At 39.6% G+C, this 14,658-nt stretch carries 12 protein-coding genes; 4 read left to right on the top strand and 8 right to left on the bottom strand.

All coding sequences use genetic code 11. The features are described from left to right. The first annotated feature begins 166 nt into the window (after positions 1-166). From QF028_RS28225 to QF028_RS28215, 3 genes are all read left to right on the top strand, one after another. On the top strand, positions 167-1,672 hold the full coding sequence (locus QF028_RS28225) for a UxaA family hydrolase (protein ID WP_429470696.1): 1,506 nt from the start codon (positions 167-169) through the stop codon (positions 1,670-1,672). Between the two features lie 74 nt (positions 1,673-1,746). Next, on the top strand, positions 1,747-2,760 hold the full coding sequence (locus tag QF028_RS28220; RefSeq protein WP_429470694.1) for a zinc-binding alcohol dehydrogenase family protein: 1,014 nt from the start codon (positions 1,747-1,749) through the stop codon (positions 2,758-2,760). Positions 2,761-2,913: 153 nt separating this feature from the next. Then, positions 2,914-4,179, top strand: a complete 1,266-nt coding sequence (locus QF028_RS28215) for an MFS transporter (RefSeq protein ID WP_429472577.1) — start codon at positions 2,914-2,916, stop codon at positions 4,177-4,179. 75 nt (positions 4,180-4,254) lie between these two features. Here the strand turns inward: QF028_RS28215 and QF028_RS28210 are convergent, their stop codons facing one another. The 7 genes from QF028_RS28210 to QF028_RS28180 all read right to left on the bottom strand — a co-directional run bounded on the left by QF028_RS28210 (position 4,255) and on the right by QF028_RS28180 (position 12,134). After that, on the bottom strand, positions 4,255-5,004 hold the full coding sequence (locus tag QF028_RS28210; protein ID WP_429470692.1) for a GntR family transcriptional regulator: 750 nt from the start codon (positions 5,002-5,004) through the stop codon (positions 4,255-4,257). A gap of 186 nt (positions 5,005-5,190) precedes the next feature. Continuing rightward, entirely contained in the window at positions 5,191-6,204 is a 1,014-nt protein-coding gene (locus QF028_RS28205; RefSeq protein WP_429470690.1) for a PfkB family carbohydrate kinase, read from the bottom strand. Next, complete coding sequence (locus QF028_RS28200; RefSeq protein ID WP_429470688.1) at positions 6,204-6,854, bottom strand: bifunctional 4-hydroxy-2-oxoglutarate aldolase/2-dehydro-3-deoxy-phosphogluconate aldolase; 651 nt, start codon at positions 6,852-6,854, stop codon at positions 6,204-6,206. Before QF028_RS28200 ends, QF028_RS28205 begins: the two co-directional genes overlap by 1 nt. Positions 6,855-6,945: 91 nt before the next feature. Then, entirely contained in the window at positions 6,946-8,583 is a 1,638-nt protein-coding gene (locus QF028_RS28195) for a mannitol dehydrogenase family protein (RefSeq protein WP_429470686.1), read from the bottom strand. Beyond that, positions 8,549-9,661, bottom strand: a complete 1,113-nt coding sequence (uxuA, locus tag QF028_RS28190; RefSeq protein WP_429470684.1) for a mannonate dehydratase — start codon at positions 9,659-9,661, stop codon at positions 8,549-8,551. The genes QF028_RS28195 and uxuA overlap by 35 nt, the downstream gene beginning before the upstream one ends. 21 nt (positions 9,662-9,682) lie before the next feature. Beyond that, the gene (locus QF028_RS28185) at positions 9,683-10,705 is read right to left on the bottom strand and encodes a zinc-binding alcohol dehydrogenase family protein (protein WP_429470682.1); all 1,023 of its coding nucleotides are present in this window, start codon (positions 10,703-10,705) and stop codon (positions 9,683-9,685) included. Positions 10,706-10,871: 166 nt separating this feature from the next. Continuing rightward, on the bottom strand, positions 10,872-12,134 hold the full coding sequence (locus QF028_RS28180) for an MFS transporter (protein ID WP_410886959.1): 1,263 nt from the start codon (positions 12,132-12,134) through the stop codon (positions 10,872-10,874). Positions 12,135-12,951: 817 nt separating this feature from the next. Here QF028_RS28180 and QF028_RS28175 point away from each other — a divergent pair. Continuing rightward, complete coding sequence (locus tag QF028_RS28175) at positions 12,952-13,923, top strand: SMP-30/gluconolactonase/LRE family protein (RefSeq protein WP_429470679.1); 972 nt, start codon at positions 12,952-12,954, stop codon at positions 13,921-13,923. 219 nt (positions 13,924-14,142) lie between these two features. Here QF028_RS28175 and rlmH read toward each other — a convergent pair whose 3' ends face one another. Beyond that, positions 14,143-14,622, bottom strand: a complete 480-nt coding sequence (rlmH, locus tag QF028_RS28170) for a 23S rRNA (pseudouridine(1915)-N(3))-methyltransferase RlmH (protein WP_214997475.1) — start codon at positions 14,620-14,622, stop codon at positions 14,143-14,145. Positions 14,623-14,658: the final 36 nt, after the last annotated feature.

Below are 14,658 nucleotides of genomic sequence, written 5' to 3'. Positions count from 1 at the left end.
TATCTTATATCAAAAAATGGTACAAATAAAGCAAAACATGTAATTTATATTTCGATTCTTGTTGATTAAGATAAAAGGAAGCAAATGATAGAGATAAGCATACCTAAAAATGAAAGGGTTTTCTTCTCTTCGTTTACAAAATTTTTAAAGGCTGGGAGGAAAATGAATGAGTACAGTAGTGCAATTGCATTCCAAAGACGACGTTGTCATTTCCTTGCATGAGATCCATCAGGGCGAGAATCTTCAGATTCAAACCGAAAAAAACGGCATAATCAATATTACTATTCAAGAGGATATCCCAAAAGGGCATAAAATTTTAGTCCGCCCTGTAATTAAAGGGGAGGATGTTCTCAAGTTTGGTTATTCAATTGGTAAGGCAAAGAGGGACATTTCTGTTGGGGAATGGGTACATATCCACAATCTGGAGACTGGTTTAAAGGGAATCTTGGATTATACCTATCAACCTATCAGCCAACAGGAAGTCAAAAAAGAATCGGAGCATACATTCCAGGGATATCTTCGTGAAAACGGAGAAGCCGGAATCAGAAATGAAATCTGGATTATCAATACGGTAGGCTGCATTAATAAAACATGTGAAGTACTTGCTAAAATGGCGAGTGAAAAGTTTAAGGATCGCGGAATTGATGGAATCTATCATTTCTCCCATCCTTTTGGTTGTTCCCAATTAGGGGATGATTTGTCTAATACACAAAAGCTGTTAGCAGCTTTGGCCCAACATCCAAATGCAGCCAGTGTCTTGATTGTTGGGCTGGGGTGCGAAAATAACCAAATTGAATCTTTTAAAGAGGTGATTGGTGAATATCCTCCAAATCGAATGAAATTCATGAAGTCCCAAGAAGTCGAAAATGAATTAGAGACTGGTTTAAGTTTAATGGAAGAATTAGTGGAGTATGCAGAACAATTTAAACGCCAGCCGGTACCTGTTTCAAAGCTGAAAATAGGATTGAAATGCGGCGGCTCTGATGGTTTTTCTGGTATTACAGCAAATCCGTTAGTAGGAGCGGTATCTGACTTAATTGTTGCAGATGGTGGAACAACGATTTTGACAGAAGTTCCTGAGATGTTTGGAGCAGAAACAATCCTGATGAATCGGGCGGAAAATGAGGAGATCTTTAATAAGATTGTTCACTTGGTGAATGATTTTAAACAATATTTTATTCGTCATGATCAGGAGATTTATGAAAACCCTTCACCTGGAAATAAAGCAGGCGGGATCAGCACACTGGAGGAAAAATCCCTTGGCTGCACACAAAAAGGGGGACACGCTGTCGTTGTTGATGTAAGTTCATATGGTGAACGCGTAATAAAACCTGGATTGAATTTAATCAACGCACCAGGAAATGATCTTGTCTCTGTTACCGCATTAGCAGCTGCTGGAGCTCATATCGTATTATTCACGACTGGACGGGGAACACCATTTGGCGGACCGGTACCAACTGTGAAGATAGCTACAAATTCTGATTTAGCCAACCGCAAAAAGAATTGGATTGACTATAATGCAGGACAGTTGATCGAGGGAAAAACCATAGATGAACTGAAAATTGATTTATTCCAATATATCCTTGATCTTGCATCAGGAGAAAAGAAGACCAATAATGAAAAGTTTGGTTTTAAAGAAATTAGTATTTTCAAAGACGGTGTAATTTTATAAGATAAATAAATTTCCAAAATTGGGAAGTATGATAGGTTTGAATTATCTGAAAAGTTAAAGGAGTGTCATTCCAAATGAAAAGTATTGTTTGTGAACAACCGAATCAATTTAAAATGGTTGAAGTTGAACGGCCAGAGCTTAAAACGGGAGAAGCTTTAGTCCGCATCCGCCGCATTGGTATTTGCGGAACTGATTACCATGCGTACAGAGGAAACCAGCCTTTTTTCAGCTATCCCCGTACACTCGGTCATGAACTTTCTGGTGAAATTGAATCGATCGATGAAAACCCTGCTGGCTTAAAGGCAGGGGATCAAGTATCAGTCATTCCGTACATGGAATGTGGTGAATGTATTGCCTGCAGAAATGGAAAAACGAATTGCTGTACAGATATGAAAGTCTTGGGTGTCCACATTGAAGGCGGAATGAGTGAATGGATCACAGTCCCTTACAATCATTTAGTCAAAACAGAAGGGCTGACACTGGACCAGTCTGCGATGATAGAACCTTTAAGTATTGGAGCACATGCCATTAGACGTTCTGAACTCAAGCAGGGAGCGTTCGTTTTAGTAATCGGTGCAGGTCCTATTGGTTTAGGTGTCATGGCTTTTGCTAAGCATGAAGGGGCAAAAGTGATCGCAATGGATGTAAACGAAGAACGTCTAGCGTTTTGCCGTGAATGGGCCCGTGTGGATTATACTGTGAACGCTTTGGATAACCCGGTGGAGAATTTGATGGAGATCACAAAGGGAGAAATGCCTACTGTTGTATTTGATGCGACAGGAAATATTAAATCCATGACCGATGCATTCAACTATCCTGCACATGGCGGGAAATTAATCTATGTTGGTTTAACTAAGGGTAATATTTTGTTCGATGACCCTGATTTCCATAAAAAAGAACTTACCTTAATGGGAAGCCGCAATGCTACTCGGAAAGATTTTGAATATGTAGTGAATGCCGTTCGAAGTGGTGGAGTTGATATCGAATCGTATATTACACATCGTGCAAGCTTTGATGAAATGATCAATCAATTTGAAGAGTGGTTAACCCCAGAGGCCAAGGTAATTAAGGCGATTGTCGAAGTGTAAAAAGTGATATGGGGGTGCAAATGATTCCCTTAAAGAATCATTTGCACATGATCAAGGAAATTAGAAAGTCATTTAAAAGAACAATTGGGATGATTTAGATATTATAAGAAAGCGCTGACAAAATTTTAGGGGGGTAAATAAATGTTATCAAAAATGTTCACAAAAGATAAACTACCTGTAATGATCTTATTATTCATAGCTGGTGTAATCAATTATTTAGACCGTTCTGCATTGTCCATTGGTGCTCCATTTATTAAGGAAGATTTATCATTATCAGCAACACAAATGGGAATCATTTTTAGTAGTTTTTCTGTTGGATATGCCATTTTCAACTTTATTGGCGGAATGGCCTCTGATAAATACGGTGCGAAACTTACTTTGTTTGTTGCGATGATCGTTTGGTCATTATTTAGCGGTGCAATTGCACTAGCCGTTGGATTTACAAGTTTAATTGTCATTCGTGTTTTATTTGGAATGGGTGAGGGCCCGCTTTCGGCAACAATCAGTAAAATGGTCAATAACTGGTTCCCAGCTGACCAACGTGCGTCTGCTGTTGGTTTAACGAATAGTGGCACACCTCTTGGTGGAGCCATTTCAGGACCAATTGTAGGCTTTATCGCCATTACATTCAGCTGGAAGATATCCTTTCTTTTTATTATGGTTTTAGGTCTTGTTTGGGCAATATTTTGGTGGAAATTTGTTAAAGAAAAACCTGCTGCATCTGCGGAAAAGTCAACTGTTGTAAAAAACAACAAGGTTCCACAGGAAAAACGTCCATTAACCTTTTATTTGAAACAGAAAACAGTATTATTCACAGCATTTGCATTCTTTTCCTATAACTACATTTTATTCTTCTTCTTAACTTGGTTTCCAAGTTATTTGGTAGATGCTCGTCACATGGATGTTAAGGAAATGAGTGTTATAACCATGATTCCATGGATTGTCGGATTTATCGGACTAGCCTCTGGCGGATTTGTTTCAGATTTTGTTTTCAAAAAATTTACAAATAAAGGTGTATTGTTCTCAAGAAAAGTTGTACTTGTAACTTGTCTATTTATTTCAGCTGTTTGTATCGGAGGGGCTGGTCTTGTAACAACAACAGTCAGTGCGGTAACATTGGTCGCGTTTTCAGTATTCTTCCTATATTTGACAGGTGCAATATACTGGGCAATTGTCCAGGATGTTGTTGAGCAAAGCAGTGTTGGATCTGTAGGTGGATTTATGCACTTTTTAGCGAACACAGCTGGAATTATAGGACCGGCTTTAACTGGATACCTTGTTGATAGATCTGGTTCATTTACATCTGCGTTTTTACTTGCAGGCGGATTGGCAATCTTTGCTTCCTTATCTGTAATCCGTTTTGTTCGTCCCATTAAGTATCCCAGCACTAACACGAAATCCGTAAAAATAACAGTATAACATTTAACGAAAAAATCGACAGGTGCAGCCCTGTCGATTTTTTCGTTAAATGATTAGGTACCCTATGAGGTCTAGTTAAGAAGTAAAATAGTCAGAATGCATTTCTATTACTTCTGGTAATTCGTCTTTTTTATGGCTAAAATGGTACTGCAATAATTTCTCTGTTTCCTCCTCGTTATTGGAAAAAACGGCTTTAAGAATACTTTGATGTTGACTTACCACATTTTCCATATGGTTTGGTGTCTTTAACTCTAAGTATCGCATCCGATTCAAATGACCTCTCATTTGTGACACAACAGAAATTAATGTTTGGTTTTCAACTAGTTCTAAAAAAAGTTGATGAAATATCTCATCCAACTGCAGGAATTCTATACTTTCTCCCTTTAAAGCGGCTTTTTGTTGTTTTTTAATTAATTCAATCGCTTTTGCTTCAATACCTTTTTGACGTAAATCATCGGAATTCCAGTTTCTGGCTACTGATTTGAAAGCACTTATTTCCAAACTTTCTCTTACAAACCTGGCTTCTTCCACTTTCTTTACTGATATTAAAGCAACTCGTGCACCTCGCTGTGGAATTATTTCAAGTAATTCTTCTTGCAGAAGCATTAAAAAGGCTTCGCGAACAGGCGTACGACTTACTCCTAAAGTAGCAGCCAGTTCACTTTCCGATAACATTTGCCCAGGCCTAAAGTTTAACGTAATAATTTCTTCCCGGATTTTAGTATAGGCTTTTTTTCCAAGTGTTTTTCTGTCATTTGTGGTGATACTTTTAAGACTCAATATGAAACCCCTTATTCTTTTGTTATTTAGTATTCTTTTATACAAAATTTTACTTCTGCAAGTTACTGAAGTCAACAGAACAACAGAACTCTTACCTAATAAATGATTTTGCATTTAATGCGATAGTAAACTATTTAATTGACGCATTGGATAACATAAATAAATAACCTACTCCACCAAAAGCGGTGAAATAGGCATTTCGATAGTCCCTCGATCAATTGATTTCAACTTTTAGCGGACAATTTTCCCTGGACCATTGTTTGCAAAAGCAGCAACCTCATCTACTGAAAATACATTGCAATCACCATGTACTGAATGCTTTAAGACAGATGCTGCGGTTGCAAACGAAACAAGTTCCTGGGGAGGGACATTTTCTAGAATTCCATGTAAAATACCTGCTGCAAAAGCATCACCGCCGCCTACCCGATCAACGATGTGATCAATCTGGAAGATCTTTGATTGGTATAACTCCCCGCCAGTGAAATAGTTTCCTTGCAGCGTATTGGTTGAAGCAGAAATAATAGTTCGGAACGTTGAACTGATCGACCGAATGTTTGGATACAATTCGATCATTTTTGAATAATAATATTTCAACTTATCCTCTTTGGACAAGGAATGATCAGCTTGATCTAGGCCGAGAATATAAACGGCATCCAATTCGCCGAAGGAGCATATCTCAACAAATGGAAGTAATGTTTTAAACGTATCTGCTGCTTCTCGCTGGCTCCAAAGTTTTGCCCGGTAATTAAAATCAAAGCTGGTAAGTACCCCTTTTTCCTTCGCTTTTTTAAGCGCAAGCAACGTAAGTTCCTTTAAGCCTGGGGATAGTGCCGGGGTAATTCCGGTAACATGAAAGAGTACAGCCCCTGAAAAAACTTCATCAAAATCGATTTCATCTGGTCTAAGCATCGAAAAACTGGAGTACTTCCTGTCATACGTCACTTGGGAATTTCTTTGTCCTACTCCAGTTTCCAGATAGTAGGAACCTAACCGTTCCCCGCCTTTAATCAGATAGTCAGTATGGACATCGTAAGATTTCAATTGTTTCTCAACAGCTATTCCCAATGGATTTTCCGGTACTTTACTAACAAAATAGACGTCATGTCCAAAGTTTGAAAGTGAAACGGCTACATTTGCTTCTGCACCGCCATAATGCATCCTAAGCTGTTCAGCTTGAAAAAGCCGTTTACCGTTATCTACGGAAAGGCGAAGCATAATTTCTCCAAGTGTAACTATTTTTTTCATCAGTAGTTCCCTCTTGCTTCTTGTACTTTTTGGACATATTGCTTTGCATTTTCAGTAATTTTGTCATAATTCCCTTGTTTGGCTGGTGCCACTAAATTTCCACCCACACCGACAGCCACACAGCCATTTTTTATCCATCTATCCACATTATCTAGGTTGACTCCGCCAGTCGGCATAATGTTCACATGTGGAAGAGGAGCTTTTACAGCTGTGACAAAGTCAGGACCGAATGCATTTCCAGGAAATAGCTTAACAATATCGACCCCAGCTTCTAACGCATGCTTCATTTCGGTAATAGTCATGCAGCCCGGCATATACGGTATTTGATAGAGATTACATAGTTTTGCTGTATCTGCATCAAATGCCGGACTAACGACAAACTGTGCACCGGCAAGAATCGCGATCCTTGCTGTCGTTGCATCAAGAACCGTTCCGGCTCCAATGACGACATCATGATTTTCACCATAAATAGAAACTAATTCTTTGATTACTTCATCAGCACCTTGTACAGTGAAGGTAACCTCAATCCCTTGAATGCCGCCTTCTACACATGCTTCTGATATTTTAATGGCTTCTTCCTTGGAATCTGCTCTTACAACAGCTACTACCCCACATTCGGATATTCTCGATAATACGTTTAGCTTTTTCATTATTTTCCCCACCTTTAATTTATTCCTTTTCCAACGGCAGATATTAATAATAGGAAATGGGCATGAGAAACTTCTCATAGCCCATCCGCTCCTAACCAACCGTGATTTTTTTCTTATCTGAAAGACAATACCTCTCCAAAGTACGGCGGACGGCACCGGTACCTGCAAGCATGTCATAAAACATGGACTCAATCTTTTCGCCCAACCCTATCTCATACAAATTAACTCCAAAGATAGCTTCATTGGACAGAATTAAATTTATGTTAGATGTTCGGTCACCCAAAGCAACACCCCGAAGAGCCGCTTTCAGGGTCTCAAGCTGTGGGTCAGGACTTAGAGTAAAGGGCTTTCCTTCATCATCAATACCGAGGAGATAGCGGCACCACGTTGCAATTGCAAGCGGGATAGCTTTCAAATCGGCCGGATTCAGGTCCTCACTTTCTACATAGGACTTCAAAGTTTCACCGAAGCGGATTCCTACTTTTAGGGATGTGTCGCACGCGATGCGCTGCGGCGTATCCGGGATATAAGGGTTGGAAAAGCGTTCGTTCAAAACTTCATCCAGGAAGGCTTTCGGGCTGATAATTTCAGGGTTGACCACTACCTTCAATCCTTCTTGATAACCGATCATTTCTACAAATTTTCTCAGTGTTTCGTCTTTCATTTCATCTGCAATCAAAGTATAGCCAAGCAGGCAGCCGGAAACAGCCAATGCTGTATGAAGCGGATTCAGGCAAGTGGTTACCTTCATCGTTTCAATTTTGTTCACCGTTTCCCTGTCTGTAAAAATAATTCCCGCCTGCTCCATGGCTGGACGGCCATTCGTGAATTTGTCTTCTATGACAAGATATTCACTTACTTCTGCATTGACGAAAGGCGCCGTATACGTATTTTTCGGTGTGACTATGATGTCCATGCCGATAATCCCTTGGTCAAGAAGAGCTTCTTTCACCTTTTCAGATGGCCTTGGCGTAATTTTATCAATCATGGTGAAAGGGAAGGTGATCTTGCCTTCATCCTCGAGATAAGCAATAAAGCCTTCCTCCACATATCCCCTTTGGAACCATTCCTTTGCGATCGTTAAGACGGCAGCTTTGAGCTTGTCGCCATTATGTGAACAGTTATCCATACTGACGAAAGTCATCGGATATTGGCCTTTCAAATATCTGCGGTAGACAAGCGATGTTACAATGCTCATGGCATGGACCGGGTTATCCAATCCAGTTTCAAAATCTTTCTCAACCATGCCTATGAACTCTCCGGATGGATTCGTCAAGGTATAGCCTTTTTCCGTAATCGTAAAGCTGGCCATCTGCAGACTTGGATTTTCAAAAATCCCGACAAGTCGCTTAAATTCATCTTTCCTGTTAAAATCAGCTGCAATAGTGTCGACAATGCTGTTAATGACGGTCTTCTCAAAAGAGCCGTTTGCTTTCATGGTCACAAGCAGGGTCAGGTTATCATACGGCTTATTTAATCGGTCGATCATTTCAAAATCATACGTTTTCACTGCGATAATTCCGGTCTCGGCTTGTCCTTTGTTTAACAGTTTTTGATGAGCATTGGCAACAAAGCCCCTAAAAATATTTCCGGCACCAAAGTGGACCCACTGCGGCTTTTCTATCGTATTTTTGGCAACCTGGTTAAAATCAAATTGCGGAAGTTCGACTCCGATTTCTTTCCATGCTTCAGCTTCATTTACTATACTGCTTCTCTTTAACTGTAGCACTTAGCTCTCTTCCTTTCTCTTTTTCCAGGCTGTCCCAAACACCCAGCATGTACATGATTCCAAGCGCTCTGTCATACAGCCCATAACCAGGTCTGCAGTGTTTCTCTTCGCCCCAAAGGTGACGACCGTGGTCCGGACGAACATAACCTGTAAATCCATTTTCATGGTACGCTTTGATGACTTCAGCGACATCGACGCTTCCATCCTGCCCGCGGTGAGAGACTTCAATAAAATCGCCATTTTCAAACACTTTCACATTTCGGATATGTGCAAAGTGAATTCGATCATGGAATTCGCGAATCATGGCAGGTAAATCGTTCTCTGTATTAGATCCCAATGAGCCTGTGCAGAAGGTTAACCCATTGTATGGACTATCTACAAGATTAAGGAATCTTCTGATATAATCTCGATTGCGAATAATACGCGGCAATCCGAAAATCGGCCAAGCTGGATCATCCGGGTGGATCGCCATTTTCACATCATATTCTTCACATACAGGGATCACTCGTTCTAGGAAGTATTTCAAGTTGTCGAAAAGAATGTCTTCTGTCACACGCTCATAGGCTTTAAACAAGTCATCCAGCTTGGCTAAACGCTCCGGTTCCCAGCCAGGCAAGGTAAAATTACCGGCACCCTCGAGGATTTTTTTAACCATATCTTTTGGATCATCGGTAATCGCAGCTTTTTCATAAAACAGGGCATTGGAACCGTCAGGTAACTCCTTATATAGATCCGTTCTTGTCCAGTCAAAAACCGGCATAAAATTATAGCAAATCACTTTAACTCCGACTTTAGAAAGCTTTTTAATGGTATCGATATAAATATCGATATACTTATCCCTGGTAGGCAATCCGATTTTGATATCATCATGAATGTTTACGCTTTCTACTACAGCCGGGCTGAATCCTTTACTCCGAATTTGGTCCGCAACTTCTTGAATTCTTTCCATTTCCCATTCTTCCCCTGCAACCTTATCATGCAGAGACCAAACGGCTCCCATTACACCCGGAATTTGCCGAATATGGTCAAGTGTAATCGAGTCGTTCCCTTCACCATACCATCTCCATGTCATTTGCATCGATATCCACTCCTTCTAATTTTATCGTGAAAAATCTAAATGAACCTTTCTTACTGCATTTGGATTTGTTTCAATTAATTGGATCGCTTCTTTCACTTGCTCGAAAGGAAACGTATGCGTTACAAAGCTATTTATATCTATTTTTCTATTATTAAAAAGATCGATTACTTCTGGAAACTGATTCGTTTGCAATCTGGATCCACTGACTGTCAGTTCTTTTTTTGTAATCTCCAGCTGCGGAATCCCTGACTTTTCTTCACTAAATCCTAATACAACAATTCTTCCAGCAACCGATGCAAGTTGGACAGCTTGTTCGAATGTTTTTGTTGTACATACGGCATCGATGACAACATTCGCTCCCATTCCCTCGGTTAATTCATTTACTTTTTGAAAAATATCTTCTTTCAACGGATTGATCGTAAAATCGGCACCAAGGCTTTGGGCATAGGACAGCTTTTCTTCACTTAAATCTGAAATAATACATGTTGCCCCTCTATACTTTGCAACCTGCAAGGCACAAATCCCAATCGGGCCGGCGCCCATGATAAACACAACATCTCCCTGCCTGACATCCCCCCGCCAATTGGCTTGTGCCCCAATTGTAAAGGGTTCCACTAAAACCGATTCTTTCCAATCTAATGTTGGGTCAACTTTGTGAGCCATTTTTTCAGGGACAACTACATACTCCTGATAACCACCATCAATGTGGACTCCAAAAACCTTTAAATTTTGACAGACATTTTGCCGTCCAGATCGGCACGCATAGCATTCTCCACAAGTGAGAATCGGTTCGATGACAACATGATCATCTACCTTAAGGGAGGTAACGTCTTCACCAGTCTTTACTACTTGGCCAGTGACTTCATGTCCGATTACTCGCGGATAGGTAGCGACTGGTGAGGTTCCATGATAGATATGGACATCTGAACCACAGATACCAGCCATCTTCACTTGAATCAGAACCTCATTTTCATGCTGAATCTGTGGCATTTCTTTTTCAATTATTTCAAGATGCCCTGGTTTAACCACTTGTATCGCTTTCATTAATTCATACTCCTCAATACCCTTTTTCTTTTAAATACTAGTATACAAGGATAGAGATAAAAATTGAGTATACTAGTATACAAGATAGGGCATAAAATTTGATTCATTTGGAATAGCTTGATAATACTATATTTGTATACTAGCATACAAGTTATCTAACACGCTATTACATCGCTTTCTCTGTCAACTCAGCCTTATATTTTTTAGTAATAGGTTTAACAAACTTAATTACTGACAACGAAGCAAAAACCGCTAACCCTCCGGCTAATAAAAATGCGGCGGTGTAGGTGCCGGATTTCTCCACAAGGAAACCAGTTAATGTAGGACCAATGATTCCAGCGGTATTAGCCAAAAAGTGCATGAATCCTCCAACAGATCCCACGTTCTTTTGGTCGACAACGTCTTGGACGATCGCCCAATAAATCGCACCTGTCAAATATAAGAAGAAAACTGATAATGCTACTAAACTTACAGCAGCCACTGTGGTAGTAACAAGACCGGCAATCCCAATACAAACTGCAGATGTAAACAGACAAGATACCAATACTACTTTACGAGCAAATAATGCTTTTCCTACTTTTTTATACACAAAATCAGAAACCATACCGCCTGAAGCTAAACCAATGAAACCCAACACCCAAGGAATAACGGTTACGACACTCATTTCTTTAATACTTAGGCCGCGTGCATCGGTTAAGTAACTTGGGAACCAAGTTAAGAAGAAAAATAGAATATAGTTATACGCAAAGAACGCAAAAGCAGTAAATAACACCGTTTTTTGTTTTAAATAGTAAGTCAAAGGTATTTTTTCACCTGACTGATTTTGACCTGGCTTTGCAGAGCCATTATTTTCGTTACTTTCCCCAGCAGGTTTATCTTTAATAAAAATCCACCAGCATGCTGCCCAAACTATTCCAATAATCATAATGAGGACGAAAGAGATTTTCCAGCCATAATTCAAGGCAATTATCCCAACGATAGGACCGGCGATCGCTCCCCCTAGTGGTGTACCGCTATTAGCAAGCCCAATCGCAGTGGCCCGTTTATCTGAAGGGAACCAGTTGTTTATCATTTTATTGATAGTTGCCGATAACGGGCCTTCGCCCATTCCAAAAAGTACCCGAATAACAATCAAGCTGGCAAGGCTGAATACTAGCGCAATCGCACCGCTGAATAGAGACCAAACAACCATGGCTACGAACAAAGTAAGTTTTGCCCCGTATTTATCAGACGCCATTCCGCCAATAAAGTTGAAAATGGCATACCCAACAGAGAAGCTACTAAAGACGATTCCCAATTGTGTCGGTGATAAATGTAAATCTTCGGTAATAAAAGGTGCCGCTATAGAGAGAGCAGATCTGTCTAGGTAGTTCACCACGCCTGCCAAGAAAAGCATTACTAATACAACAGTTTTTCCTTTTGAAAACATACTTTAACCCCCTTATTATGTTTTTGGCTCAAATGCAACCGTTTACTTTTAATTATAAAAAAATATTAATTTTGTATATTTTAGTTTATCACTCCTTTTAATTATTAAATGTAAGCCCATTCAAAAGGTCTACATAGAGATATTAACACATCCATATACTAGTATACTAGTATCTTTTGAATTTTATTTTTGCCTTTTTTTGATATAAGCACTTTAACGGAAAATTAACAGTCAAATGCTAACCAAAATAAATTCTTACTCAACAATCCCAAGCTTTATAACAGGATGTCTGATGTATACAACATGCAATTGGCCTCATTGGTTTAGGACCTGGTAGTGAAGCAGACGCAGGCGTGAAGAGAAAGTATAAACAAAAAGAGATTAATAGAATTTAAAAAGGGATTCAAACGATTGGGTTTGAATCCCTGCCAGCTTGCTTATTTTCGGTCATCGTTTATTTACGTAGGTGCCATCCTGTATTTACAATGGTTTTACAACTGTAAAAAACCGCCTCTATTTATGGTACGGTTCACCGCACCATTTATACCTGCGGTTAATTAGGAATTATCCAACAACAAAGCAATATACAATTCCATCCAGTAGTACAATCTAAAACTCTTAGTCTAACAAAATACACATTAATTAAATAGAAGAAAAACTTACTTATTTTTTAATAATTTCAGATATTTATTTATATTGTTTATATTCGCAATATTGTGATAAGTTAAAACGATATACAGGCTCCCTGTGTAAGCAAACTGAGAGATGAATAAATAAAAGTTTAACCTTTATAGGTTAACAAGGAGGAATGTATAAAATGAAAAAAAGGGCATTAGCACTAACCGTATTAATCATACTCTCCCTTATTACTGTTACAGTCGTTGGAGCAAAGTCGTTATATGTAACAAAACCAGTGCCAAAAGGGGAAAGACATTCCATTTCAGAAATTGTCCATCCTAGTAGTAAATGGGAAAAGGTAGCTGCCGGAAGCGGATTTATGGAGGGCATTAATTTCGACCGTAGCGGAAATATTTGGATGGTTAGTCCGCCTACAGGCGAAATTATTAAGGTCGAAGACAATAAGCTTTCAATCATAGAAAAATATGCAGGGCTCCTCCCTGTAGGGGCAAAGTTTCACAAGGATGGACGCCTTTTTATCACGGATGTTACTGGAACACTCTATGCCTATGACCCTACTACTGGAGATCGCACGACCATTGTTGATTCTTACAATGGCAGCCCTTTAAAAGGACTAAATGACCTCGTGTTTGACCAAGATGGAGGACTTTACTTCACAGAGCCAATGGGTTCAAGTGCAACGAAACCAACAGGACGTGTCTTCTACTTGCCTCCGAATAGTAAAGAACCAGTACTCTTTCAAGAAGGGATTGCTTATCCAAATGGGATTGCGGTTTCAGCAGACGGTCAACGTATTTATATCTCTGAGTTCGCAACAAACCGAATTATCTCTGTACCTTCAAAGAATGCTAAAGACGCGCGTGAAACGCCGTTTGTCTTCGGCCAATTTGAAGGCGGAATCGGTCCAGATGGTTTAGCCGTCGATACGGAGGGCAATCTTTATGTAGCCCATTTCCAGGCTGGTGAAATTGTCGTACTTGATGCAAGTGGATTTAAATACGGTACCATTCGCCTGCCTAAGGATGAGGGGACTTTTACCACCAATCTGACTTTTCATAATGGATACCTTTATGTAACAGAGTCATCGAAAAATGAAGTCTGGCGTATTGAGGTCAAAAAGGAAGGTTTGCAGCCTTACGGATTACAATAGAACTAACAATGATAGAGGTTTTTATGGATAATTTATAGACAAAAAATAATAGTTTCTCCCTTCTACAAAAATCTCTCGGGTTTTCTAGGGCTGCCACAAAACATTATTGTGACAGCCCCTTTTTTTGTTGTATCAAGAAAAGAAACGTAATCAAGCACTATAATTGGGTGTTAGAAGTGATAGAATTCTATGCAAATAATTTGAAATGTAAAACTGCCTCTATTTATGGTAAGGTTCCCCCCGATTAATCCGAAACGCTCTATATATCTGCTCAACGAGTATGAGCCTCATCAATTGGTGGGGGAAGGTCATCCGCGAAAAAGAAAGCTGCTCATTCGATCTTTTTATGACTTCCTCACTTAAGCCCAATGACCCGCCGATCACAAAGGCAATCTTACTTTTTCCATAGGTAGCTAGCTTGTCTAGTGAATCAGCAAGTTCCTCGGATGAGCTTAATTTTCCCTGAATCGCTAAGGCAATTACATATGTATCCTGGCTAATCTTTGCTAAAATTCTTTCGCCTTCTTTTTGCTTTACTTGCACCATTTCCAACTCACTTAATATTTCAGGTGCTTTTTCATCGGCAACTTCAATGACATCAACTTTTGCATAGGCAGTCAGTCGTTTTAAATACTCCTCAATACCCTGTTTTAAATATTTCTCTTTCAATTTACCAACCGTAACAATCGAGATATTCACAATCCACAACCCTTTTCAACTTGATTACAAACAGCT

This window comes from Neobacillus sp. B4I6 (genome assembly GCF_050434045.1).
Taxonomy (GTDB): Bacteria; Bacillota; Bacilli; order Bacillales; family Cytobacillaceae; genus Neobacillus.
Note: the sequence above shows the minus strand (reverse complement) of the source record. Positions and strands in the feature narration are given on the sequence as shown.

Coding starts and splice junctions, on each gene's coding strand:
- QF028_RS28215 (WP_429472577.1), top strand. CDS start 2,914: ATGTTCACAAAAGATAAACTACCTGTAATGATCTTATTATTCATAGCT.
- QF028_RS28205 (WP_429470690.1), bottom strand. CDS start 6,204: ATGAAAAAAATAGTTACACTTGGAGAAATTATGCTTCGCCTTTCCGTA.
- uxuA (WP_429470684.1), bottom strand. CDS start 9,661: ATGCAAATGACATGGAGATGGTATGGTGAAGGGAACGACTCGATTACA.
- QF028_RS28180 (WP_410886959.1), bottom strand. CDS start 12,134: ATGTTTTCAAAAGGAAAAACTGTTGTATTAGTAATGCTTTTCTTGGCA.
- QF028_RS28220 (WP_429470694.1), top strand. CDS start 1,747: ATGAAAAGTATTGTTTGTGAACAACCGAATCAATTTAAAATGGTTGAA.
- QF028_RS28200 (WP_429470688.1), bottom strand. CDS start 6,854: ATGAAAAAGCTAAACGTATTATCGAGAATATCCGAATGTGGGGTAGTA.
- QF028_RS28225 (WP_429470696.1), top strand. CDS start 167: ATGAGTACAGTAGTGCAATTGCATTCCAAAGACGACGTTGTCATTTCC.
- QF028_RS28185 (WP_429470682.1), bottom strand. CDS start 10,705: ATGAAAGCGATACAAGTGGTTAAACCAGGGCATCTTGAAATAATTGAA.
- QF028_RS28175 (WP_429470679.1), top strand. CDS start 12,952: ATGAAAAAAAGGGCATTAGCACTAACCGTATTAATCATACTCTCCCTT.